Source organism: Flavobacterium sp. KS-LB2 (assembly GCF_036895565.1).
Lineage (GTDB): Bacteria > Bacteroidota > Bacteroidia > Flavobacteriales > Flavobacteriaceae > Flavobacterium.
In genome coordinates, this window is the sequence record NZ_CP145904.1 from 1,330,953 (window position 1) to 1,354,372 (window position 23,420).

Here is a 23,420-nt window from a genome sequence, read left to right on the forward strand (position 1 = left end):
CATTTGTTTTTTGCTGAAAAAGAGCAGATTGTATGTCTCCATCAAATTATTCTAATTATTTTGGCCTATTTTTCTACTATTTTCTATCATTTTAAATTTTGTAGGAATAATTATAATAATCGAAAATGTTTGTCTAATTTTAGAATCAAAATAAGTAAAGATGCTAGTTAAAGTTTTCGGAAGTGCCGTTTTTGGAGTTGAAGCTACAACTATTACAGTTGAAGTAAATATTGATAAAGGGATTGGGTATCATTTAGTTGGCTTACCAGACAATGCAATTAAAGAAAGTAGTTATCGTATTGCCGCAGCGCTTAAAAATAATGGTTATGCTATGCCTGGCAAAAAAATCACCATCAATATGGCTCCCGCTGATTTGCGCAAAGAAGGTTCAGCCTATGATTTGACTTTAACAATAGGGATTTTGGTCGCATCAGGTCAAATCAAAGCGGATGATGTAGATAAATACATCATTATGGGGGAACTTTCCCTTGATGGCAGCCTTCAACCGATACGTGGTGCGTTGCCAATTGCCATTAAAGCCAAAGAAGAAGGTTTTAAAGGTTTTTTTCTTCCGAAGCAAAATGTAAAAGAAGCCGCAATCGTTGCTGGATTAGATGTGTATGGAGTAGAAAATGTTCAGGAAGTGATTGATTTCCTGGAGGGAAAAGGAACGCTGGAACCAACAACAATAGATACGAGAGCTGAATTTTATAAAACATTAGACTTTCCCGAATTCGATTTTAGTGATGTCAAAGGGCAGGAGTCCATAAAACGCTGTATGGAAATAGCTGCTGCCGGAGGACATAATATTATCTTGATTGGTCCACCGGGAGCCGGAAAAACGATGCTTGCTAAACGATTACCCAGTATTTTGCCGCCTATGACGTTGCGTGAAGCCTTAGAAACAACTAAAATTCATAGCGTTGCCGGAAAATTAAAGGAAGTCGGTTTGATGAATCAACGGCCGTTTCGTAGTCCACACCATACAATTTCGAATGTCGCTTTGGTGGGCGGAGGAAGTTATCCGCAACCGGGCGAAATTTCTATGGCACATAATGGCGTTTTATTTTTGGATGAGTTACCTGAATTTAAAAGAGACGTTTTGGAAGTGATGCGTCAACCGCTGGAAGATAGAGAAGTAACGATTTCAAGAGCCAAATTTACGGTTACTTATCCGTCGTCTTTTATGCTGGTGGCGAGTATGAATCCGAGTCCAAGTGGTTTCTTCAATGATCCCGATTCACCACAAACGTCTTCACCACACGAAATGCAACGGTATTTGAGTAAAATCTCAGGACCTTTATTGGATAGAATTGATATTCATATTGAAGTAACGCCAGTTCCTTTCGAAAAATTATCGGATGATCAAAAAGCGGAAAGCAGTGTTGACATTCGGAAAAGAGTGACTGCGGCGCGAGAAATTCAAACCGAACGCTTTGAGCAAATGGAAAATATACATTATAATGCCCAAATGAATACCAAACACATTCGGGAGTACTGCGCTTTGGATGATGTTTCTAAGCAATTATTGAAAACGGCGATGGAACGATTGAATCTCTCGGCGCGGGCCTATGACAGGATTTTGAAAGTAGCACGCACGATCGCTGATTTGGATGCAGCTCCAATAGTGGTTTCGAGCCATATTGCCGAAGCCATTCAATATAGAAGTTTGGATCGTGATGGTTGGTTGGGCTAAAATAGATTTTAGATTAACGATTTTTGATTTCAGATGTTTCACGGCTGCAAAATTGAGAATAGGATTGCACTAGAAGGAGAAAAAAGAAAAGTATAGAAATAAATACGTCAAAAAAGAGATTTCGAGAGGAATCTCTTTTATTTTTGCCAAATGTTAGAAATTCTGTACCAAGACGAATATATTATTGCCATTAATAAACCAAGTGGATTGTTAGTCCACAAATCGTTTTACGCGCGCGATGCAAAAGTTTATGCGATTCAAGAATTGAGAAATCAAATAGGAGGGCAACACGTTTATCCTATTCATCGGTTAGATCGCAAAACATCCGGTGTCTTGTTATTTGCGTTGGATAAAGTGGTTTTGAAAATTATGAATGATCGTTTTGCCACACGCGAAGTCGAAAAAAAATATTTAGCAATTTTACGTGGTTGGTCACCCGAAGATCTAACGATTGATTATGATTTAATCAATGATGATGGCATTATACAAAATGCAATAACCTACTTTCATCGATTGCAAACTACCGAAATTGAGTTAGAATTTAACAATAAACCTACGTCACGTTATTGTTTGGTAGAGGCGATTCCTGAAACGGGACGGATGCATCAATTACGAAAACATTTCAAACATATTTTTCATCCCATTTTAGGAAGTCGTCCACATGGTTGTAACAAACAAAATAAATTATGGTTGGAGCATTTTGAACTGAAAGGAATGATGCTTCATGCACACCAGTTAATTTTTAATCATCCCATAACTAATGAACCACTTATCCTGAATGCAAAGATTAATGAAGAGTTTAGCAGAGTAGGTACTATTCTTAAGCTAGATTTGAATACCTATGAATAGCATACTAATTTGTAAAGAATGCTTTACAATATTGTTGTAATTGGAAACAACAGTTTTCAATATAAAGAGGAACAGATTTCAGATTTTTGATTAACGATTTTTGATTTCAGATATTTAACTTCTGCAAAATCGATAATGCGATTGCGAGCGCGAGCGTCCCGCTCGTGCCTATTAGAAATTTATAGAGATTTACTTTTGTTAGTGTTCACGAGCGGGACGCTGGTGATAGCGTTGGATAACAGAAAGTTAGCAGCAGATTAAATCAGTTTACTTCTTAAAATGGGTAATATTATCGAAAGAGGAATAAAAACCAAGACAAAGTAAATCCATCTTTTATAAAACTTTATTTTCCACCTACTTTTACCAAGTCCAATTACAGTGTTAGGTTTTATCATCAAAATTATTAACCCTAATATGGTTATAATCCAAACCGTGCCTAATATTTCATTTATTTTATTGTCTTGTTTAAACGTTTCAGGAACATAGTCACTTTCATGTTGTAAAATTATTTCAATTGCTTTTGTAGTTTCAACAGGCGTTAGTCCATCCTTTAAAAGAAAATTAGCCTTTTGTTCTAATTGAGTTTTGTAAGCATCTTTATCATTCTTTATAAAAAGTGGAGTTGCAAAAACAAGCATCATAATTATAGGGAAGGCTGCAAATGGAAACCAACCTGACCATTTTTGCATAATTAGAGTTGGTTTATGATTCTCAATCCACTTATTTATTTCATAGTTAATGTCGTTAAATATATCATCGTCGACTGATTTTATTCTAGTTTCTAATTCACCTTGATAATTTGTTGTTACTTCTAAAGTGAATTCACAAGGACCTTTTCTAATGTGTATTTTTAGTTCAGTTGGATTATATTCATTAATCTCGTTTCCCTTCAATATTGATAGTAAGTTATCGTCTTTAATTTTGTTTCCTTGTTTTGTAATTATTAATGCAAACTTTTCTGAAGAATTAAATTTGTAATTTATATTTTTAACTTTTAATTTGGCACTTTCTAAATCAATATTTTCATGCCTATCCTTGTATTCTTCAAGGTATGATTCAGCCGTTTTTGTAAGCAATACTTCAGAGGCTTGTTCAAGTTTTTCTTCGATAGTTAGTAATACTTCATTAAGTTCTTCTAATGACTTTAAATCAAGAATCCAAGGACCGTTAATTTTTCTGTCAGTAGGTATTATTATTTGCCCCATGTTATTGTGATTTTTGTGATTTGCTGCTAACTTGCTTATATGTAAGACAAAATCATGCAAAGCCACCCAATTTAGGGAAGATATGTGTGATAAGGTCATATTATTTTATTCCAAATATATTGTTTTTTTTCTTACAAATCATCTAGCTATAATATATTCAAGGGATGAATTTGCAAAATGGTATTATGAAAGTAAAAACGCTCTCAATAGCCCCGATTACTTCACTTAGCTTTTATTTTAATTGGAGTTCAGTGAACTACGTTTGAAATGAAAAACCTAGTGAGAGCTGGTGTTCAGCTCTCACTAGGTTTGTAATGTATAGCGGGAAATAAGTTCTAAAAAAACGAAATCGTTCTGCTCCTAAAAAATAATAAAAATTAATTATCTATTTGAGCGTCGGTCATTATTTTGACTTGGGCGTCTTGGACCAAAACTGTTATTGCTGCTTCGGTTTGTAGTGTCAGTTTTTGGTTTTCGCGGAGTTGAATCGCGTTGTTGTCTTCCTTGCCCTTGCTTGATTGGTTCTTTGGAAGCGTTAGGATCGGGTTCGAAACCTTTGATGTTTTCTTTGGGCAAATTCAAACCTACTAATTTTTCGATATCACGTAAAAAGACCGTTTCGTCCGGACTGAATAACGAAATAGCTTCCCCATTGGCACCAGCTCTTCCTGTACGACCAATTCGGTGAACGTAATCTTCAGGAATATTAGGCAATTCAAAATTGACCACATGCGGTAACAATGGAATATCCAGTCCTCTAGCCGCAATATCGGTAGCGACTAAAGCGGTCAGGCTTCCGTCTTTGAAACCCGCTAAGGCTTTGGTACGTGCGCCCTGACCTTTATTTCCGTGAATGGCTGCTGCTTTGATTCCGGCACTAATCATGCTTTCTGTCAATTTATTAGCGCCTTGTTTGGTACGGGTAAAAACCAAAATTTGCTTCCAGTTTCCTTCTGTAATCAATTTAATGATGAGTTCTGTTTTTTTCTCTTTGGCAACAGGATATATTATTTGAGTAATAGCATCTACGGTAGTGTTTTCCGGAGTTGCTTCTACGTGAACGGGATGGTGCAAAATACCCATCGCCAATTTCTTTATGTCTTTTGAAAAGGTTGCCGAAAAAAGTAAGTTTTGTCTTTTAGTAGGCAATACTTTTAAGATTCGTTCTATATCTCGTAAAAAACCCATGTCTAACATTCGATCAGCCTCGTCTAAAACTAAGATTTCTACTTTTGCAAGTGATATTAAACCTTGGTTTTGCAAATCGATTAATCGACCTGGAGTGGCGACTAAAATATCGACACCCTGACGCAATTGCGTTACCTGGGGATTCTGATTTACACCACCAAAAATAACGGTGCTTTTTAAGTCTAAAAATACACTGTATTCCTTGATGTTGGCTAATATTTGTGCGGCTAATTCTCTGGTTGGCGTCAATATTAAGGCACGAATAGGTCTTTGTCTTAAGTGCTGGCCCTGTGATAATAGTTGTAAAATAGGTAATGTAAAACCGGCTGTTTTTCCTGTTCCTGTTTGTGCAGATGCTAAAACATCTTTGCCTTCTAATATTGGGGGAATTGCTTTTTGTTGTATTGGAGAGGGAGTTGTGTACCCTTTTTTGCTGATGGCTTTAAGTAAAGCATCAGATAAACCTAATGAGTTAAATGACATAAATGGTGTTTATAAAGTAAACACTATTATTTAGGTTACTTTTTTAATTGGGCGCAAAGGTACAGTTAATTTTCCGATGTGCTTTTGATTGCCTCGATTTGTTTAAATGTAAGCACAAAAAAATCGGGAATATATCCCGATTTTTAAATTATAATTGCTTTTTGATTTATCTTATTTCGGCAAAAGTATCGCCTTGATTGATGTCACCGGATTTATACCCTTTCATAAACCAAGCTTTACGTTGCGCCGAAGTTCCATGCGTAAAAGATTCCGGAACAATATGTCCTTGAATTTTAGATTGAATGGCATCATCACCAACCGCGTGAGCCGCACTTAATGCTTCATCAATATCACCTTCCTCTAAGAAATTGTTCATTTTTTGATTGTAATGCGTCCAAACGCCGGCATAAAAATCAGCTTGTAATTCTAAAGCTACGGATAATTTGTTGGCTTCAGCTTCACTTTTTCCTTCTTGCATTTGTCTCATTTTAGCAGAAGTTCCTAGCAAGGTTTGTACATGATGGCCAATCTCGTGGGCGATTACATAGGCTGTTGCAAAATCCCCACCTTGCGCACCAAATCTAGTTTTTAGCTCTTCAAAAAAGGCTAAATCCATATATACTTTTTGGTCACCAGGACAATAAAAAGGCCCGGAAGCTGATGTTGCATTACCACAAGCGGTTTCCACACCGCCAGTAAATAACACTAAATTTGGTCTTTTGTATTGCATGTTATTTTCCTGAAATATTTTTCCCCAAACATCCTCCGTATCTACTAATATGGCTTCTATAAATTTTCCTTCTTCAATTTCGGCGGCTGTTAAGGCTCTTTGCTCAGTAGGAGCTGCATTTCCTCCATTCATTTGTTCTAATATTGGCGTAAGCATTTGAGCGTTTTCTCCACCAAAAACATTCAATAACAAGATAATTATACCAATAATTCCACCTCCTACAATTGTTTTTCCTCCAGAAGATATTCCTCTTCGGTCTTCAAAATTTTCACTTGAACGTCTACCACTCCATTTCATATTGTATTATTTTTAGTTGTTATTAAAAAAATCAATAGACATAAAAGTATAAAATTTTAAAGGATAAACATTCTTTTTTTAGAAGATGTTAACTTGTCCATTTGGAAATAGTTTCTTCAATGATTCCTTTTATAATTGGTTTTGGGATATAATCATTCATTCCTGCTTTAAGGCATTTTTCTTTTTCTTCTTTTTCGGTTCCTGCAGTTATTGCTATTATAGGTACATTTTGACCTGATTTTAAAGTTCTAATTATTTGGGTCGCTTCATATCCATTCATAATGGGCATTTGGATATCCATAAAAATAATATCAGGATTTATCGCTTCAAATTGATCTACAGCATCTTTACCATTTATAACTTCATAAATAACTGGATTGAGTTTTAAGTTTTTAATTATTGTTTTTAGCAATAACATATTTACTTTGTTATCTTCAACAATCAATATTTTTATTTTTTTAATGCTGATGGTTTTTTTAACGACTATATCTTTGATAGTATCGAAATCAGTTTCAAATAAGCTAAGTTTTTCGGCAGGTTCATCACTTATTTTCAAATCTAAGTCAAAATAAAAAGTACTGCCCACATCAATTTTACTTTCTAATTGTAAATGACTATTCATTAAGCCTAATAATTGATTCGAAATAGTGAGTCCTAATCCGGTACCACCAAATTTTCTGGTAGTAGAACTGTCTTCTTGAGAAAATGCTTTAAATATTTTCTTTTTATTTTGGTCTAAAATTCCAATTCCTGTATCAATTACTGCAAAACGAATTGTAGCATTTGAATCATCTATTTTATCCAGAACATTTACATCTAATTTTATAGAACCTTTTTCAGTGAATTTTACAGCATTGGCGAGCAGGTTAATCAATATTTGTTTTAAACGTACGCTGTCTACCCAAAAATATTTTGGAATATCTGAAGCTATATTGAGTTTTAAGCTTAATTTTTTTTGATTGGATTCGTACAATATTAAATCAATAATTTGGCTTAACATTTCTTTGATATCGTATTTCTCTATAAATAAATCTAATTTTCCCGCTTCAATTTTTGAGAAATCAAGAATATCATTTATGATATCTAATAATGAATGCGCTGATTGATTTACCGTAGTGATATATTTCTCTTGAGTCGCACCTAGATTAGTATTCATTAATAAATCGGTGAAACCAATAATTCCGTTCAAAGGCGTTCTTATTTCGTGGCTCATATTAGCCAAAAAATCCGATTTTGCTTTATTTGCAGCTTCCGCTAATTCCTTTTGTTGAACAACAGTTTCTGTCTTTTTTCTCTCTGTAATATCAATAAAAATACCTTCAATAAATACAATTTTTCCATCTTTATAGATCGTATCTCCAAACTCTTCTACCCAAACAATATGGCCATCTTTATGTATAATTCGGTAGGTTAAGTGAATGGCTTTTTTGTTTTCTATCGCATTTTTTTGTGCTGCAATTGTACTTGTTTTATCCTCTGGATGAATTAAGTCAATGAAAGATAATTGATTATTAAGGAAACTTGATTTTGGGTATCCAGTTAGTTTTTCAATTTCATCATTAATGTAAATTTTGGTGTTATTGTCATCATAATTAGATAAATAAACAGTTCCGGGAATATTATTAGCTAATAAACGGAATTTTTCTTCACTTTCATTAATAGCTGTTTCGTTAGCAATTCTTTCAATAGAAGAAGCAATGTTACTAGCTAATGTTTGTAAAATATTAACTTCATCCTCTGACCACAATCGTTCATTTTGAGTATCATCAAAACCTAAAAAACCATGAAATTTGTTTCTGACAAATATTGGAAAAAGAATCAAGGATACTACATCTACATTTATTAATTTATTCCTCAGAGAAATGTTTTCAATTTTAGGAATTATGGCTCTGTATATTTTATTGTTTAAAAGTGGTGTTATTAGCTCTTCAAAGTACTCGTAGGGTAAATTTTGAAGTTTTACATTATTTTCGGTTAGTTTTATATTGTGTATTATCCATCGGTATTTCTGACTTATAAATCCAGTATTTTGATCATTCTCATAGTAATACGCTCGATGTGATTTTGTTGCTTTTCCCATGATTATGAGTACGTCAGAGAAAATGTCATTTATATCTTTACTGTTTAAAAATTTCTCTGTACAAAGAGCCATTGCTGATAAAAGGTCGCTCTTGTATTCTAATTTTTTTTCAGCTTCATACCTACTATGTGAAATTATGGTCAATGATATGATATCTGAAATTGTTCTAGCAAAAATGATATCTTCATTATCCCAATTTCTTTTGTTTTTTGAAGTTTCAAAACTGATGGTTCCCATCAATTCTCCATTGATAAAAATGGGAATATCGAGTTGTGATTTGATATCGTATTTTAGAAAATAATTTTCTATAAATTCGCATAATTCTCGTTTGTTTAAAACATCTGGAGCACAAATTTGCTTTTTACTTTTTATAGATTCAAAGTAAATAGGGTAATTTTCTTTTTCTAATATATATCCTTTGGTATAGGTATCAGTTTCTAATTCATATAAATTTTCACAAGTAATGACATCTTCTGTATAATTCCAATAACTAACGCGACTGCATTTAGTGACTTTTGCAGCAGATTCAATGATTTGCATTATGCTAATGTCCAGATTTTTGTAATTGCTAAAGTTTGTAGTCGATAGCTTCTTAATTGTTTTGTTGTATTCTTCTACTTTTTTCTGACGAATTTTATTTTCAAATTCAATGTCTTTGAGTTTGGTAATATCCCTTGCAATACCAGAGTATCCTATTATTTTTCCAATTTCATTTCGATTAATGATTACTTTTTGGGAAACCCATATTTCTTCTCCGTTTTTCTTTAATAATGGAAATTCAATCGTTGGGAAGTTTTGCTCATTTTCTAACAGGTTTTGGTAAAAATCCATGATGCTGCTGCAGTAATCCTCTCGTATAAAATCTAAATAATGTCTCGTTAGTATTTCGGTTTCTTTAAAGCCTAAAGTTTTTATCGTAAATTCATTGACAAATGTAAAATTACCAAATTGATCTACCTCAAAAATAAGATCAATAGCATTTTGAATTAAATTTTTATACTGGTTCTGTAAATGGATTTCATTGGTCACATCCTGACCAATACCGATGATTAAATCGTCTGAAAACTTTTTGTCATCCCATTGTATGTGTTTGTATTCACCATTTTTACACTTAACTCTACGAATAAATATTCTGTCTACCTTAAACTTAGTATGATAATCTTCTCCGTAGAATTCAGTATCTTCGGTTTCTTTCCAGTACCCCAATCCCATAACTTGATCAACGGTATATCCTAAAATAGTTTCCACATTTTCGCTGCAAAAAACAATCTCACCTTTTTTATTTGTTGCCAGAATCAGTGAATTTCCTTTGTTGATAATTTGATTGTTAAAACGAAATTCAACATCAGTATTCAATAATGATACATGATGAATGTAATTTATAATCAAGATTATAGAGGAGTAAATAAATAGTGAAATATTTGTTTTTAACGGTATTAATTCAAAAAAATAAGCAATACCTATGAATATGTATACGGATGTTACAAAAAACCAATATACATTTATAGGCCGTATCACGTTGTAAGCAAAGAAAAACGAAACCACAAAAGCGGTAATAGGAATAACATCAGTTGGAGAAAAAATTAGATTGCGCACTATGAAACAAAAATAGATTAAGAAAAGAGTAATGAAAATCTCTTTAATATATCTAAACACAATAATTGATCTGGTACTTATAAAATACAATACTATTAAAGAAAACCCAATCGTACAATTAGGTACTAATAGGCTCACAGGTCTGATTTTAAAGATTTCAAAAATAACTTCTATGGAAGGTAGTATTATTCCTAAAAAGAGTAAATAAAGTTGATATTCTTTATTTTTAGAAATAGTTTCTACTCCTTTTTCTAATAGTTTACTTCTTAAAGTAGATTTTATAGTATGAATTTTATAGGTTAGAAAAATAAATAGACTAACAATGATAACCCATAAAAGAGTATTTGTAGTAAAAAAATTAGTAACCCAAAATAAAATTAATTTTGAGTTGAAAATAGTCAATAGGCTACAGTATGACACCATAGAAGTATGTTAATTAGATTTTAAAGACCAGATTTGGGTATCTACCTTGATATTTAAATCAATATAAGGATTTATTTTAAATAAAAACCAAAATTCACAAAAATTAAATTTTGGTTTTAGCTATCAAAAATACTTTTAAATTGTGTTTTCATTCTCAGAATCAAATCCTATAATTTCGTTATAAATGGCGTAGTATAATGAATAAATAAAAGGCAAAGTAAAAAATATCCCAATACAACATCCTATAAAACCCACCATTGCAGCAATTGAACCAACAACTAAAAGTCCTAATAATACTAATGGTTGTTTAGAAACGATTAAAATACTTGCTTCTATCGCTTCTATCGCTTTTAAATTACCAAAAATAATAAGCGGAATCATTAAAATGGTAAATAAAGATAGTGTTACGGTAGCAACAAAACCTAGAATAGGTATTTGAATATAATTAATTAATGTAGAAAGTACGGAACCCAACATAGAAACTAGAAATGTAGCTAGGAAAAGTTCCTTGAAATAGGGCGCTTTAAAAAATTCAAACATGGTAGAAACATGAAATTCTTCATCTCTTTCAGCACAATACGGCATTTTTATTAGTCCTGCAGTAAATGGACTCAACAAACTGGTGATTAAAACAGAAATTCCAGTGATAATTAATAAGGTATTTAATCCTAAAGCTTCTGGAGTTATATTTTCAGGTTTTAAAAATTTTAAAGCAGCTTGGGGGTCAAATACCGTGACGATTAAACCAAATACTGCAATAGCAAGCAGGCAAAAAAACACAAATAGTAGTAGCCCACCATACAATGCAATTTTTTTATAATTTTCGAAAGCAAGGTTGAAAACGTTTCCAAAATCTAAGGTATAACCATTCTTTTTAATTTCTTCAATTCGGTTTTGTACAGTTTTATTCATTTAGTTTATCAATTGGTTAATTATATTTTAAAATAAGTTTCTTCAAAAGGGATTCGGAATCGTTCGCCATATACACCTTGTTCGTCGCGTATTCCACAGCCCAAAATCATGTTTATTTCTGAATGCGCTGGTAAATGTAATATTTTTTTAATTCTCAGCGAATCAAATCCTTCCATAGGACATGTATCATAATTTATGGCGGACATGCTTATCATAAAATTCTGTGCTGCAAGTGCGGCACTTTTATGAGCTACAATGCGCATGTCGCTTTGGCGAGCCTGTCTGTAGATAGGTTTGAATATTCCAATAGCTTGAAAAGTAAAAAATTTTATCATTCCGATAATTCCTAAAAAATCAAAATATAGGGCAGGAATTATTTTTTGATAATACTTCAATGCAAATTTTTCTCTCGTCGAATAATCTGCTTTTGATTTATTGCCATATTGAGTTTTTAGATACTCAATATTCGATTCCACTCTTTTGCGCCACAAATCTTTTCTCGCCACAATTATTACAATTTGTTGTGCTGTTTTTGCAGCATTCTGATTGAAACTAGCTTTAGCTATTTCTTTGATTATTGCTGGCGAAACAACATGATAAAACTCCCAAAGTTGCATATTACTGCTTGTGGGCGCGAGAGTCGCAAGTTGAATACAATTTTTTACTTTTACTTCATCAATAGCTTCGGTTTTAAAAACCCGAACAGATCTGCGGTATTTTATGGCTTCGCTTACTGATTTTTCATCGGTTACAACCATTTTAAGAGTTTTTGGATGGTTTTTAATTTGTCTTTATATGGAGCATAACGTAATGGTAAATCGAGCCAAGTACCTCTTTTTACAATCGATTTTTTATGGGAAAAAATATCAAAACTTAATTTTCCATGATACGCTCCCATTCCCGAATTTCCAACACCGCCAAAAGGAAGTTTGTTATTCACCAAATGAATTACCGTGTCGTTTACACAGCCGCCACCAAAAGAATATTTTTCAAGCACTTCATTGATAAAAGAGTTGTTTTGAGAAAATAAGTACAGCGATAATGGCTTTTCAAAGCTTGAAATTATTTTTTCAATATCGGATTTTGATTCATAAGATAGTATAGGAAGTACTGGCCCAAAAATTTCTTCTGTCATCACTAAACTGTCCATTTTAGGCTCATCCAGTAAAGTAGGAGCGAGGTACAAGGTCTCTTGGTTAGATTGTCCTCCAAAAAGTATGGTTTGATTTTCCAATAAACTCAATTGGCGCTGCCAGTTTTTCAAGTTGATAATTCTAGCAAAATCTGGGGATTCTTCTGGATTTGTTCCCAATGCTTTTTCAATTTCTTGAATTACTAATTTTACAAATGGAGCTTTAATTTTATGGTGCACCAAAATGTAATCTGGTGCTACACAAGTTTGGCCGGCATTGATAATTTTCCCCCATACAATACGTCGGGCGCTTAATTCTAAATTTGCAGTTTCATCAATAATACAAGGGCTTTTCCCACCTAATTCTAGCGTTACGGGTGTTAGGTTTTCGGCAGCGGCTTTCGCTACTATTTTTCCAACAGGAACACTTCCTGTAAAAAAGATATAATCCCACCGTTTTTGTAATAATTCCTGAGCTATTGTAGCATCTCCTGTAATAACTTCAACATCTTTTACCGCAAAAGTTTCCGTGATTATTTTTGCTATAATATTAGAAGTATTAGGAGTAAGCTCAGATGGTTTTAAGGTTACTTTATTTCCTGCGGCAACAGCGGCAACAAGCGGACATAAAGCCAATTGAAACGGATAATTCCAAGGAGAAAGAATCAATACATTTCCGTAAGGTTCACTATAAATATAATCCGAGGATGGAAAATTTAAAAGTGAAGCAAAAACTTTTTTTGGCTTTGTCCAAGAATCGATATTCTTTATAGTTTCTTTTAAATCACTTATCACGTAGTTCGTTTCGGTTAAAACGGCTTCAAAAGCTGGTTTCTTAAAATCATCATACAATGCCTTTATGATTTCCTCTTCATGTTTTGAAATAACATGCAATAATTTTTTAAGAGATTCTTTTCGGTATTTTATATCGGTTTTATAATTCATGAGATGATTTTAATTTAAAATTACATAATTATTATTTTAAACCAACTCTAGAGCTGAAATAAATAAATAAAAAACGGGAAGATTTCCCTACTTTTTTATAAATCTCTAAAGTATATTTTTTAATAGCAACAGTATAGCGTAATTAAATGGTTTTCCATATCACAGCATTTGGTGTTGGTGCTATGATTTCAATATTTTTTTGTAATATTTTAGTTTAGACAATTTTTTAGCTTGTGAAAGTAGTAGTACTAGAAATTCGATCGTTGAAAAACTGTTTAAGTATTTTGAGAACAAAATATTTAATGAAGTTACGTGTCAATAAATACAGTATTTTCAATATCTTTCATTCCTAAAATGAGATAATGGCTATCTCTAACAATGTTTTATTTAATTATAAATCGTAAAAAAAAATGAAAAATATCACTGTATCAATATTGCTTATATTTTGTAGTTATTTATCAATAGCCCAAGAAAAAGAAATTAAAGAAGTACTTGAAAAACAACGTTTAAATTGGAATAAAGGCGATATGAATGGATACATGCAAGGTTATTGGAAGTCTGATTCTTTAATTTTTGTTGAAAAAAAAGGACCATTTTACGGCTGGCAAAAAAACTTTGAGATTTATCAAAAAGCATATCCTGACAAAGCCGCTATGGGCTATCTAACTTTTGATATCAAACAAATTAATATGATTGATAAAAAAAATGCTTTTGTTTTAGGAGCTTGGAATTTGCAAATGGAAAAAGAGGAACAAAAAGGATTTTTTACTTTATTGATTAAAAAATTTAAAGAAGGTTGGAAAATTATAGTTGATCATTCTAGTTAATCTTTTCTCATTGAAAAATAGTAAAAGACATCGAACGGGTTGGGTTCATTAGATTGCATTCCAAATCACTTCATCTGGTGTTGGTGCTATGATTTCAATGTTTTCTTTGGTTACAGGATGTACAAAAACTAACTTTCTGGCATGTAAATGTATTCCTCCATCCGGATTACTACGATCAAAGCCATATTTTAAATCGCCTTTTATTGGGGAACCTATAGCAGCTAGTTGTGCACGAATTTGATGGTGTCTGCCAGTATGAAGATTTATTTCAAGTGCAAAATAATTATTGAGTTCCTTAATGATTTTATAGTCTAAACTAGCTAGTTTGCTCTCAGGAACTTCTTTGATATGCGCTTTTGAGGTATTATTTTTTTCATTCCTTTTTAAGTAATGAACGAGTCTGTCCTCTGGCTTTCCAGGTTTGTTTTTGACAACGCACCAATACGTTTTTTGAGTCTCGCGGTTGCTGAACAACTCATTCATTCTTGTCAATGCTTTACTCGTTCTTGCAAAAACGACGATTCCAGTTGTGGGACGATCCAAACGATGCACCACACCTAGAAATACTTCGCCGGGTTTGTTGTATTTGTCTTTGATGTATTCTTTCACTACATCGGATAATGGTTTGTCGCCAGTTTTATCACCTTGAACAATGTCACCTACACGTTTGTTGACCACAATAAGATGGTTGTCTTCGTGAAGAATTTGTAGGTTATTTTTATTGGATATTATTTTCATTTGGATTTCCACCTTTGGGAATTAGGGGCTTAATATTGTTCATTTGCATTAGGAAAATCACTCGATTTCACATCTGAAACGTATTGTCCAATGGCAGTTGTCATTCCTTCATACAAGTTCATATAACGGCGTAAAAATCGTGGACTAAATTCATTGTTCATTCCTAACATATCGTGTATGACTAAAACTTGTCCGTCTACACCACCACCAGCTCCAATCCCAATTACAGGAATCGAAATACTTTGGGCTACTTTTTCGGCTAAATGTGCAGGGATTTTTTCTAATACTAATGCAAAACAACCCAATCGTTCCAATAATTTAGCGTCTTCAATAAGTTTATCGGCCTCTTCTTCTTCTTTGGCACGAACGGTATAGGTACCAAATTTATAAATAGATTGCGGGGTTAAACCCAAATGTCCCATAACTGGAATTCCTGCGTTTAATATTTTCTTGATAGAATCTTTAATTTCTTTACCACCTTCCAGTTTTACGGCATGACCACCGCTTTCTTTCATGATTCTAATAGCAGATCGCAACGCTTCTTTAGGATCGGATTGGTAGCTTCCAAAAGGTAAATCTACCACAACCAATGCTCTTTCTATGGCTCTCACTACAGATGAAGCATGATAAATCATTTGATCCAAAGTAATAGGCAAAGTCGTTTCATGACCAGCCATTACATTCGAAGCAGAGTCACCTACTAAGATTACATCAATTCCAGCTGTATCAACGATTTTAGCCATCGTGTAATCGTATGCGGTAAGCATGGAAATTTTTTCTCCATTGGCTTTCATCTCAATCAACGATTTTGTAGTAATCCTTTTATAATCTTTTTTAGCGACAGACATATTTATTTTTTTAAGGTTGTAAAGGTAATAAAATGTATATTTTTAACTCAAAAATGTAACAGTAATGTTTTTTTGGTACCAATTAATTTTAAAATAAGTAGTTATGCGTAAAATTCTAGTACTATTAGCCGTATTTACATCCATTGGTTCACAGGCTCAAAATCAAGAAATCCAAAAAGTAGTTGAAAATTTTTTCGAAGCTTTTCATGCTAAAGATTCATTGAAATTAAAGGCACTTTGTGACGAAACAATGATTTTACAATCTATTTTGGAGAATGAAAAAGGGACTAAATTATCCAATGAAAACCCGAAAGCTTTCTTTAAATCGATTGCCTCTATTCCCGCCGAATTAAAGTTTCAGGAAAAAATTCTGAGTTACGCTATTCAAGTTGATGGAAGTATGGCGCATGCTTGGACGCCTTATGAGTTTTATGTAAATGGAAAATTAAGTCACAAAGGCGTGAATGCTTTTACGCTTTTCAAAAAAGATAACATTTGGAAAATCGTTCATCTTATCGATACTCGAAGAAAGTAGTTTTGGTTTCAATTTTCATGAAACAATGAATTTTTATCATGAAAAGTGAAATGATTTCTACAGGTTTTCAAAAGAGTTTAACAAGACTGATTAATACGTGTCGTCATTCAAGTCTGATTCTTCTTCTTTTGCTTTTTTATAATCATTGTTCAAGAAATGAGTGTACTTCTTTTTATCTTTTTGATTTTTTCTAATAAGAAATACGATCAAAATTACCACACAAATGGCTACAATGCCAACTATTATCCAATTGATTTCCATTATTTTTGATTTAAAAATGTGGTTTAAATCTACTATAAATAGTTGGATTTTAGTTGGTTTGTGTTTTAAATTTAGGTTATGAAATTTAACAATCCGCCAAATTTACGGCAATGGCTAACCCGCCTTCAGAGGTCTCTTTGTATTTATTATTCATGTCTTTAGCCGTTTGCCACATTGTGTCTACGACTTTGTCTAAAGGTACTTTAGCATTTTTTGGGTCAGTTTGAAGAGCAAGTTCGGCAGCATTAATTGCTTTTATAGCGCCCATTGTATTTCTTTCGATACAAGGGATTTGGACCAAACCACCAATTGGGTCGCAAGTCAATCCCAAGTGATGCTCCATGGCTATTTCAGCAGCCATTAAAACCTGCTCAGGAGTTCCGCCCATCAATTCGCATAAAGCAGCAGCAGCCATCGCTGATGATACACCTATTTCTGCCTGACAACCGCCCATTGCTGCAGAGATTGTAGAACCTTTTTTGAAAATACTGCCTATTTCTCCGGCAACCATCAGGAATTGTTTGATTTCTTTTTCTCCGGCATTGTGGTTTTCAATTACTAAATAATACATTAAAACTGCTGGAATAACACCTGCACTTCCGTTTGTAGGAGCAGTAACCACACGTCCTAAAGCAGCGTTTACCTCATTTACTGACAAGGCAAAACAACTTACCCATTGCAGAATTTGACGAAATTTCACTTCGGTTTTTCTAATTTCCTCCAGCCAACTTTGCGGGGAATCATAATTAGCTAATCCGATGAGGTTTTGGTGCATATCAAAAGCACGACGACGAACGTTTAATCCACCAGGAAGAATCCCTTCTGAATGGCAACCAATGTACATGCATTCGAGCATCGTTTTCCAAATGCGCATCAATTCATGATCGATAACTTCTTCGGTACGCATCGATTTTTCGTTTTCATAAACGATTTCGGATATCGATTTGTTTTCTTTTTTACAATAATCCAATAGTTCAGCTGCTTTCTCAATTGGATAAGGAAAAGCACATTTTATTTGTGTTTTCTTCTTGGCGTTGATGCGTTCTTCTTTGACTACAAATCCGCCACCAATTGAATAAAAGGTAGAAACGTATTCGCTGTCATCCGTCATATACGCCGTAAAAGTCATTCCATTGGCATGAAAAGGAAGGAAGTTTTTATTGAAAACGATGTCTTGGAGGAAATAAAAAGGAATTGGTTTTTCGTTTCCTAAATTGATTTCGTTTTTAGATTCAATAGATTTGATAATAGCATCAATATTTTCAACGGGAATGTATTCCGGATCTTGCCCGCTTAAACCTAGCATTACAGCTAAATCTGTGGCGTGACCTTTTCCGGTCAGGGAAAGGGAACCGTATAAATCTATTTTTACCCGATTTACAACAGGAAGTAAATTTTCATTTCTCAATTCACTAAGAAAGCGTTCTGCTGCTCTCCAAGGTCCAAGTGTGTGCGAACTTGAAGGTCCGACACCAATTTTTAGCATATCAAAAACTGAGATACATTCTTCCATTTGTTGTATGAATTTTGTTGTTTGCAAATATAATAGAATGTAGCAATGATACTAATCCAAAACGGAATAATATTGTTTTTTTAATAACTAAAGTTGCTGTATTGTTAGTATTCTTTAATAAAAAATGAATTAATAAAAACTTGAGGTTTGGTAAAATCAATATTTCACTAATCCGAAATTAAGCTTGTGCAATACTTCGTAAATGGCTATTTTTGAAGCATAACTAACCCAAAACAATATGAAAAAGACTGTTTTTTCTTTTTATCTAATGCTAACTTTGGTGCTCAGTGTCCAGGCACAAGTGCAAAGTCCATCCCAGTTTTTACCCAATTACGGGAAACAAATTACCTATTATCATCAGGCCGAAAATTATTTTAAGCATCTTACGGAAAAGTCGAATTTGATCAAACACCAGAAATATGGAGTGACTCCGGAACAAAGGGATTTGAATGTGTATTTTATTTCTAGTCCGGAGAATTTAGCTAATTTGGAACAAATACGAAATAACAATTTAGCAGCCATAGGTTTATCTCAAAATAAATCGCAAATGATTGGTGATAAGTTAATTGTATGGTTGAGTTTCAATGTTCATGGAAATGAATTTGCAGGAACCGAAAGTGCGATGACCGTAGCTTATGAATTAGTAAATCCGTCGAATGCTGAAACCAAAAAGTGGTTAGAGAACACGATTGTAATTCTTGATCCGTGCATCAATCCGGATGGATATTCCAGATACGGGAATTGGTTACGAGAAATTTCAGGAAAAAAAACGCATCCGGATTTATCAGACAGAGAGCACATGGAAGTTTGGCCAGGCGGAAGATACAACCATTATATTTTTGATTTAAATAGAGATTGGGCTTGGCAAACGCAGCCAGAAACGCAGCAGCGTATAGCGTTGTACAACCAATGGATGCCTCAAGTTCATACGGATGTACACGAAATGGGATACGATTCTCCGTATTTTTTCCCACCGTCAGCGGAGCCTTTGCATGAATACATTGAGAAATACCAGAAAGATTTTCATTACACTTTAGGTAAAAATATTTCCAAAAAATTTGATGCTCAAAACTGGATGTACAATACCGGCGAACGTTTTGATTTGTTTTATCCAAGTTATGGCGATACCTATCCTACATACAATGGTGCAGTAGGAATGACGATGGAACAAGGAGGAATAGGCGCGGGGAGAGCTGTTACAATGAGTAACGGAATTACGCTTACGATACAAGATAGATTGACACATCACGCCACGGCAGTCTTGACCGTGGTAGAATCAGCGGCGGCACAAGCGGATGTTTTGCTGAAAGGATTCAGAGGTTTTATGAATAATTCCCGAAAAACAGTGAAGGGAAATTATAAAATGTACGTGATGAAAAACAATCCAAAGTTGGTTCAAATGGCGGATTTGTTGAAAAAGAATAATGTGGAATTCAGTTATGCCGATGCCAGTCAAAAAGCATCTGGATTTAATTACAGTACCAAAACAGAGAAAGGTTTTACGATTGAACCTAATGATTTAATTGTAAAAGTAGACCAACAAAAAGCCGTTTTTGCGCAGGTACTTTTTGAACCAAATCAAAAGTTGAATGATAGTTTATCCTATGATATTACTTCTTGGGCTTTGCCCTTGGCGTATGGAGTTGAAGGCTATGCGTTGAAAAATAGTTTGGCTATCAAAACTAAAGCGTCTATTGAAGTGCAAGAAAAAGGAATTCCACAAAATGTATATGCATTTCATATTCCTTGGAATAATAGGATCTCAGCTCAAGTTTTGTCATTGTTACACCAAAATAATATCAAAGTTCGATCTGCATTGAAAAAAGCTGTTTTTGGAGAAACAATTGTTGAACCCGGTGGTTTGCTGGTTACTAAAACAGATAATCCAAAAGTAGCCGACTTTGAAAAAACGATTTCTGAATTGGTAAAAATAAAAACAGATTTTAATTATATTCTAACCGGTTTTTCTTCGAATGCGAAAGATGTTGGTGGCGAAAATTTTAATTTATTAAAAGCACCTAAAATAGTATTACTCTCAGGCAAAGGAGTTGGTTCTACAGAATTTGGTTCGGTTTGGTATTATCTGGAAGAAACGGTGGGATATCCGGTAAGTGTTGTGGATGCAGATAATTTTAAAAGAATAAAACTATACAATTACAACACTTTGATATTGCCTGATGGATATTATAATTTCTCTGAGGATCAACAAAAACAAATTGACGACTGGGTCAAAAATGGTGGAAAAGTAATTGCCATGAATAGTGCCCTTAGTTTATTTGAAGGAAAAGAAGGATATGCTTTGAGTCCTTTTGCTACGGATGAGGATAAATTGAGTTCCGAAAAAGAAGCTGAAGAAGAGGAGTTAAAAGAGCGATTTTTAGATTTTCAGGAGACAGAACGCAGGTATATTTCTAAATCGATTCCTGGCGCTATTATTGAGAATCTTTTAAATAAAACACACCCAATGTCGTTTGGTTTAGGAGATAAATATTTCAGCTTAAAAACGGATGACAGACATTACTCATTATTGAAAAAAGCAACCAATGTTGTTTACGTTCCTAAAGATTATAAGAGTTATGGTTTTATTGGTAATGAAATTAAAAAGAAATTGAATAATACGGTAAGTTTTGCTGTTGACAAAAAAGAAAATGGAGAAATAATTTACATGGTTGACAATCCATTGTTTAGAGGTTTCTGGGAAAACGGAAATCTATTGTTCAGCAACGCATTGTTCTTGGTGGACTAAAAGTTGAATATTTAGTATACAAAAAGAGCACGGATTCATCGTGCTCTTTTTTTATCCAGATCATATTGTTTTAAAATGGATAGCCAATAGCCAAATTGAAAATTAAATTTTCTTTGCGCCAGGCTCCATTTCCAAAATTGATTTGGTCTATAACCCAACGGTCGCCATCTGGTAAATAGGGTTTCCGAATAGGGAAGGCGAGATCTGTTCTCAGAATCAGAAATGAGAAATCAAAACGCAATCCAGCTCCAGCTCCCACGGCTATTTCATTCAGGAATTTTTTAGAAAATTTGGCTCCTGGTTTATCAGGATTCTCATTCAATAGCCAAATGTTTCCAGCATCTAGGAACAAAGCACCTTTTACCAATCCGTAAATTTTAGCTCGGTATTCAGTATTAAATTCCAATTTTAAATCACCAGATTGATCAGGCAAAAAAGTATTGGTATTTGTTGATGCGCCATCAAAACTTCCCGGACCTATAGAACGTGCTCTAAAGGCTCGTAAACTATTGGTTCCACCAATGAAGAACTGTTTAATAAAGGGCATTTCACGGGAGTTTCCATAAGCAAATCCAGCACCTGCAATAATTCTGCTTGCTAGTTGAGAATCGGAGCCTAATTTATAATAGTGTCTAAAATCATTTTCTATTTTGACAAATTGACTAAACGGAACATCAAATAATTTAATGGTATCGCCTTTTCGAAGATTTGCACCCGAAGCTAAACCTGCCACATTTCCTGCTAAGTCAATTGTTCCTTTATAATAGAAGGTGTTTTTCTTTCTTTTTTGTAACGTATTGGTGTACGTATAGGAATAGGTTGGTCCAAAAATCAATTGCTTCTCAATTACTTTCCCTAAGGATTCATTGGCTGCAATTTGTTCTTGATACAAAGCCGTTACGTTTTTTGGACTGGCGTACGTAATCTCAGTAACGTTCAATAGATGTTCTTTTCGTTCATTCTCTTTCCATAAATATCCAAACGAACCTTTAAAAGTTTGTAGCGCGTATAATTTAGTTCTATTTTGGAATTCATAACCTAATGTTGCTTTTGTTTTGGGTACAAAACCACTCGGAGAATTTAGTTTAAAAGGAGCAACTAATCGTGGCCAAACTAAATTAGCTTCGGTTCCAATGCGGTAGACATTAAATCCGTTATTCTGTCCAGAAACTTGAACTTCAACACCGCCAAACGCAGAAATAGTTAGTAATTCGGCACCGCGAAAGGTATTTCGGTTGCTCCAATTCAAATTAAGTTCTGTTCCGGTATAATTAGCGGAATTCGTTTTACCTAATAACTCCAATCGAATTGATTTTCGGGGTAATGGTGTGAGATAATAATAGGCATCCAGATAATTTCCAGTTGTATCAGAAACCCGGAATTGATTTTTTACGAATTTGAAGGTTCCCAGATTTACCAATCTATTCAAAGATAAATTATGATCGGTACGGTTGTATAAATCATTTTTTTTGAAATACAATGCTCTGTCAAAAATGCGGGGTTTGAATAAATTCTCTCGGTCAATAATGGTTAAATCATTGTATTTCTTGATAGAATCCATATTAGTTTTTACACTATCAGAACCTATGGAATAGTTTGGATAAACAATAATTTTATTGATTTTGTATGGTGTCTCAGCTAGTTTTGGAGCTTCATCTTTTACTTTTATAATAAGATCCACCTGATGATCAGCCACAGTTGTATCGACTTGTACTTTGAGATAATCAGGATTAAAATAAAAGAATCCTTTTTCTTTTAGTCGTGCATCAATACGAATTCGTTCTTCTTTGATGGCATCTAGACTGTAACCTTCTTCTTTTTTTAATAGACTTCTACGCATCGTGTTGCGAACCGCTGTCGAAATTATAGAGGAATCCGTAGGGAATTTTACTTCTTTAATTTTATATTGTTTTCCTGGTTTTACAAGGTATTCTGCGGTTGTTTTTTTACCATTTCGGGTTGAATCGGCTGCAGTTTTAGTATTGAAATAACCACTGTTTTCAGAGAAATTTTGCAAAACACTTTTGTTGTATTCCAAATCTACTTGACTGTATAGAACTGGCGCTTCACCTACCTTGGTGCGCAACCAATAGCGCCATCCCTTTTCTTTCTTTGGCGTCCCAGCCAGATTATAGATGTAGAGTTTAGGTCGTAACCCTAAAATCGACGAATTAGGTTTGGGATTAACCACTTCTTTTAATGCCGTTTTTAATGCTTTTTTTTCTTTTTTAGAAACATCTTTTCCTTCTACAGTGACTTTTGCACCAGTATAAAGTAGTTCTCCTTCGGGAAGAAATCTAGTATTGCTACAGGAGGAAACTAACAATCCTAAAAAAAGAAAATATAATAAATGGCTCTTGTTCATCAATTTTAGTATTTATTAAAAAAATTAAACCATTAAGGAAAAATAAATTTT

17 protein-coding genes are annotated in these 23,420 nt (G+C 33.7%); 5 read left to right on the forward strand and 12 right to left on the reverse strand.

Annotated features, from left to right (window positions below; genetic code table 11):
- Positions 1-160 precede the first annotated feature (160 nt).
- Both V5J73_RS05700 and V5J73_RS05705 read left to right on the forward strand, forming a co-directional pair.
- Positions 161-1,696, forward strand: a complete 1,536-nt coding sequence (locus tag V5J73_RS05700) for a YifB family Mg chelatase-like AAA ATPase (RefSeq protein WP_338648217.1) — start codon at positions 161-163, stop codon at positions 1,694-1,696.
- A gap of 150 nt (positions 1,697-1,846) precedes the next feature.
- A complete protein-coding gene (locus V5J73_RS05705) occupies positions 1,847-2,545 on the forward strand; it encodes a pseudouridine synthase (protein ID WP_338648219.1) in 699 nt (232 codons plus the stop codon).
- 257 nt (positions 2,546-2,802) lie between these two features.
- On the opposite strand, the gene V5J73_RS05710 is transcribed toward V5J73_RS05705, so the two are convergent.
- From V5J73_RS05710 to V5J73_RS05740, 7 genes are all read right to left on the reverse strand, one after another.
- On the reverse strand, positions 2,803-3,849 hold the full coding sequence (locus tag V5J73_RS05710; RefSeq protein ID WP_338648220.1) for a hypothetical protein: 1,047 nt from the start codon (positions 3,847-3,849) through the stop codon (positions 2,803-2,805).
- 282 nt (positions 3,850-4,131) lie between these two features.
- A complete protein-coding gene (locus V5J73_RS05715; RefSeq protein ID WP_338648221.1) occupies positions 4,132-5,421 on the reverse strand; it encodes a DEAD/DEAH box helicase in 1,290 nt (429 codons plus the stop codon).
- Positions 5,422-5,587: 166 nt separating this feature from the next.
- Positions 5,588-6,448, reverse strand: coding sequence for a KPN_02809 family neutral zinc metallopeptidase (gene ypfJ, locus V5J73_RS05720; protein WP_338648222.1), 861 nt, complete (start codon positions 6,446-6,448; stop codon positions 5,588-5,590).
- A gap of 88 nt (positions 6,449-6,536) precedes the next feature.
- Entirely contained in the window at positions 6,537-10,124 is a 3,588-nt protein-coding gene (locus tag V5J73_RS05725) for a PAS domain S-box protein (protein ID WP_338648223.1), read from the reverse strand.
- Positions 10,125-10,682: 558 nt separating this feature from the next.
- Positions 10,683-11,459, reverse strand: a complete 777-nt coding sequence (locus V5J73_RS05730; protein WP_338648225.1) for a hypothetical protein — start codon at positions 11,457-11,459, stop codon at positions 10,683-10,685.
- Positions 11,460-11,479: 20 nt separating this feature from the next.
- A complete protein-coding gene (locus V5J73_RS05735) occupies positions 11,480-12,217 on the reverse strand; it encodes a nitroreductase family protein (RefSeq protein ID WP_338648227.1) in 738 nt (245 codons plus the stop codon).
- Positions 12,208-13,536 (reverse strand): aldehyde dehydrogenase, encoded by a 1,329-nt coding sequence (locus V5J73_RS05740; RefSeq protein WP_338648228.1) that lies wholly within the window; start codon positions 13,534-13,536, stop codon positions 12,208-12,210. The genes V5J73_RS05735 and V5J73_RS05740 overlap by 10 nt, the downstream gene beginning before the upstream one ends.
- A 410-nt stretch (positions 13,537-13,946) precedes the next feature.
- Here V5J73_RS05740 and V5J73_RS05745 point away from each other — a divergent pair, with 410 nt between their 5' ends.
- Complete coding sequence (locus tag V5J73_RS05745) at positions 13,947-14,363, forward strand: YybH family protein (RefSeq protein ID WP_338648230.1); 417 nt, start codon at positions 13,947-13,949, stop codon at positions 14,361-14,363.
- A 48-nt stretch (positions 14,364-14,411) separates the two neighbouring features.
- Here the strand turns inward: V5J73_RS05745 and V5J73_RS05750 are convergent, their stop codons facing one another.
- Together V5J73_RS05750 and panB are read right to left on the reverse strand one after the other, a co-directional pair.
- On the reverse strand, positions 14,412-15,101 hold the full coding sequence (locus tag V5J73_RS05750) for an RluA family pseudouridine synthase (RefSeq protein ID WP_338648232.1): 690 nt from the start codon (positions 15,099-15,101) through the stop codon (positions 14,412-14,414).
- A 29-nt stretch (positions 15,102-15,130) separates the two neighbouring features.
- Entirely contained in the window at positions 15,131-15,949 is an 819-nt protein-coding gene (gene panB / locus V5J73_RS05755; RefSeq protein ID WP_338648233.1) for a 3-methyl-2-oxobutanoate hydroxymethyltransferase, read from the reverse strand.
- 103 nt (positions 15,950-16,052) lie between these two features.
- Here panB and V5J73_RS05760 point away from each other — a divergent pair, with 103 nt between their 5' ends.
- Positions 16,053-16,484 carry a nuclear transport factor 2 family protein gene (locus V5J73_RS05760; protein ID WP_338648234.1) on the forward strand — a complete coding sequence of 144 codons (432 nt, stop codon included), beginning with the start codon at positions 16,053-16,055 and terminating at the stop codon, positions 16,482-16,484.
- Between the two features lie 90 nt (positions 16,485-16,574).
- Here the strand turns inward: V5J73_RS05760 and V5J73_RS05765 are convergent, their stop codons facing one another.
- Together V5J73_RS05765 and V5J73_RS05770 are read right to left on the reverse strand one after the other, a co-directional pair.
- On the reverse strand, positions 16,575-16,745 hold the full coding sequence (locus tag V5J73_RS05765; RefSeq protein WP_338648235.1) for a FeoB-associated Cys-rich membrane protein: 171 nt from the start codon (positions 16,743-16,745) through the stop codon (positions 16,575-16,577).
- Between the two features lie 85 nt (positions 16,746-16,830).
- Entirely contained in the window at positions 16,831-18,258 is a 1,428-nt protein-coding gene (locus V5J73_RS05770; RefSeq protein WP_338648236.1) for an L-serine ammonia-lyase, read from the reverse strand.
- A 238-nt stretch (positions 18,259-18,496) separates the two neighbouring features.
- Between V5J73_RS05770 and V5J73_RS05775 the strand changes: the two genes are divergently transcribed.
- The gene (locus V5J73_RS05775; protein WP_338648238.1) at positions 18,497-21,004 is read left to right on the forward strand and encodes a M14 family metallopeptidase; all 2,508 of its coding nucleotides are present in this window, start codon (positions 18,497-18,499) and stop codon (positions 21,002-21,004) included.
- A 70-nt stretch (positions 21,005-21,074) separates the two neighbouring features.
- On the opposite strand, the gene tamL is transcribed toward V5J73_RS05775, so the two are convergent.
- Positions 21,075-23,369: a translocation and assembly module lipoprotein TamL gene (tamL, locus tag V5J73_RS05780; protein ID WP_338648240.1), complete on the reverse strand. Its 2,295-nt coding sequence runs from the start codon at positions 23,367-23,369 to the stop codon at positions 21,075-21,077.
- Positions 23,370-23,420 lie beyond the last annotated feature (51 nt).

Excerpts from the sequence above, each read along its gene's own strand:
- V5J73_RS05700 (WP_338648217.1), top strand. The coding sequence starts at position 161 with ATGCTAGTTAAAGTTTTCGGAAGTGCCGTTTTTGGAGTTGAAGCTACA.
- V5J73_RS05705 (WP_338648219.1), top strand. The coding sequence starts at position 1,847 with ATGTTAGAAATTCTGTACCAAGACGAATATATTATTGCCATTAATAAA.
- V5J73_RS05710 (WP_338648220.1), bottom strand. The coding sequence starts at position 3,849 with ATGACCTTATCACACATATCTTCCCTAAATTGGGTGGCTTTGCATGAT.
- V5J73_RS05715 (WP_338648221.1), bottom strand. The coding sequence starts at position 5,421 with ATGTCATTTAACTCATTAGGTTTATCTGATGCTTTACTTAAAGCCATC.
- ypfJ (WP_338648222.1), bottom strand. The coding sequence starts at position 6,448 with ATGAAATGGAGTGGTAGACGTTCAAGTGAAAATTTTGAAGACCGAAGA.
- V5J73_RS05730 (WP_338648225.1), bottom strand. The coding sequence starts at position 11,459 with ATGAATAAAACTGTACAAAACCGAATTGAAGAAATTAAAAAGAATGGT.
- V5J73_RS05735 (WP_338648227.1), bottom strand. The coding sequence starts at position 12,217 with ATGGTTGTAACCGATGAAAAATCAGTAAGCGAAGCCATAAAATACCGC.
- V5J73_RS05740 (WP_338648228.1), bottom strand. The coding sequence starts at position 13,536 with ATGAATTATAAAACCGATATAAAATACCGAAAAGAATCTCTTAAAAAA.
- V5J73_RS05745 (WP_338648230.1), top strand. The coding sequence starts at position 13,947 with ATGAAAAATATCACTGTATCAATATTGCTTATATTTTGTAGTTATTTA.
- V5J73_RS05750 (WP_338648232.1), bottom strand. The coding sequence starts at position 15,101 with ATGAAAATAATATCCAATAAAAATAACCTACAAATTCTTCACGAAGAC.
- panB (WP_338648233.1), bottom strand. The coding sequence starts at position 15,949 with ATGTCTGTCGCTAAAAAAGATTATAAAAGGATTACTACAAAATCGTTG.
- V5J73_RS05760 (WP_338648234.1), top strand. The coding sequence starts at position 16,053 with ATGCGTAAAATTCTAGTACTATTAGCCGTATTTACATCCATTGGTTCA.
- V5J73_RS05765 (WP_338648235.1), bottom strand. The coding sequence starts at position 16,745 with ATGGAAATCAATTGGATAATAGTTGGCATTGTAGCCATTTGTGTGGTA.
- V5J73_RS05770 (WP_338648236.1), bottom strand. The coding sequence starts at position 18,258 with ATGGAAGAATGTATCTCAGTTTTTGATATGCTAAAAATTGGTGTCGGA.
- V5J73_RS05775 (WP_338648238.1), top strand. The coding sequence starts at position 18,497 with ATGAAAAAGACTGTTTTTTCTTTTTATCTAATGCTAACTTTGGTGCTC.
- tamL (WP_338648240.1), bottom strand. The coding sequence starts at position 23,369 with ATGAACAAGAGCCATTTATTATATTTTCTTTTTTTAGGATTGTTAGTT.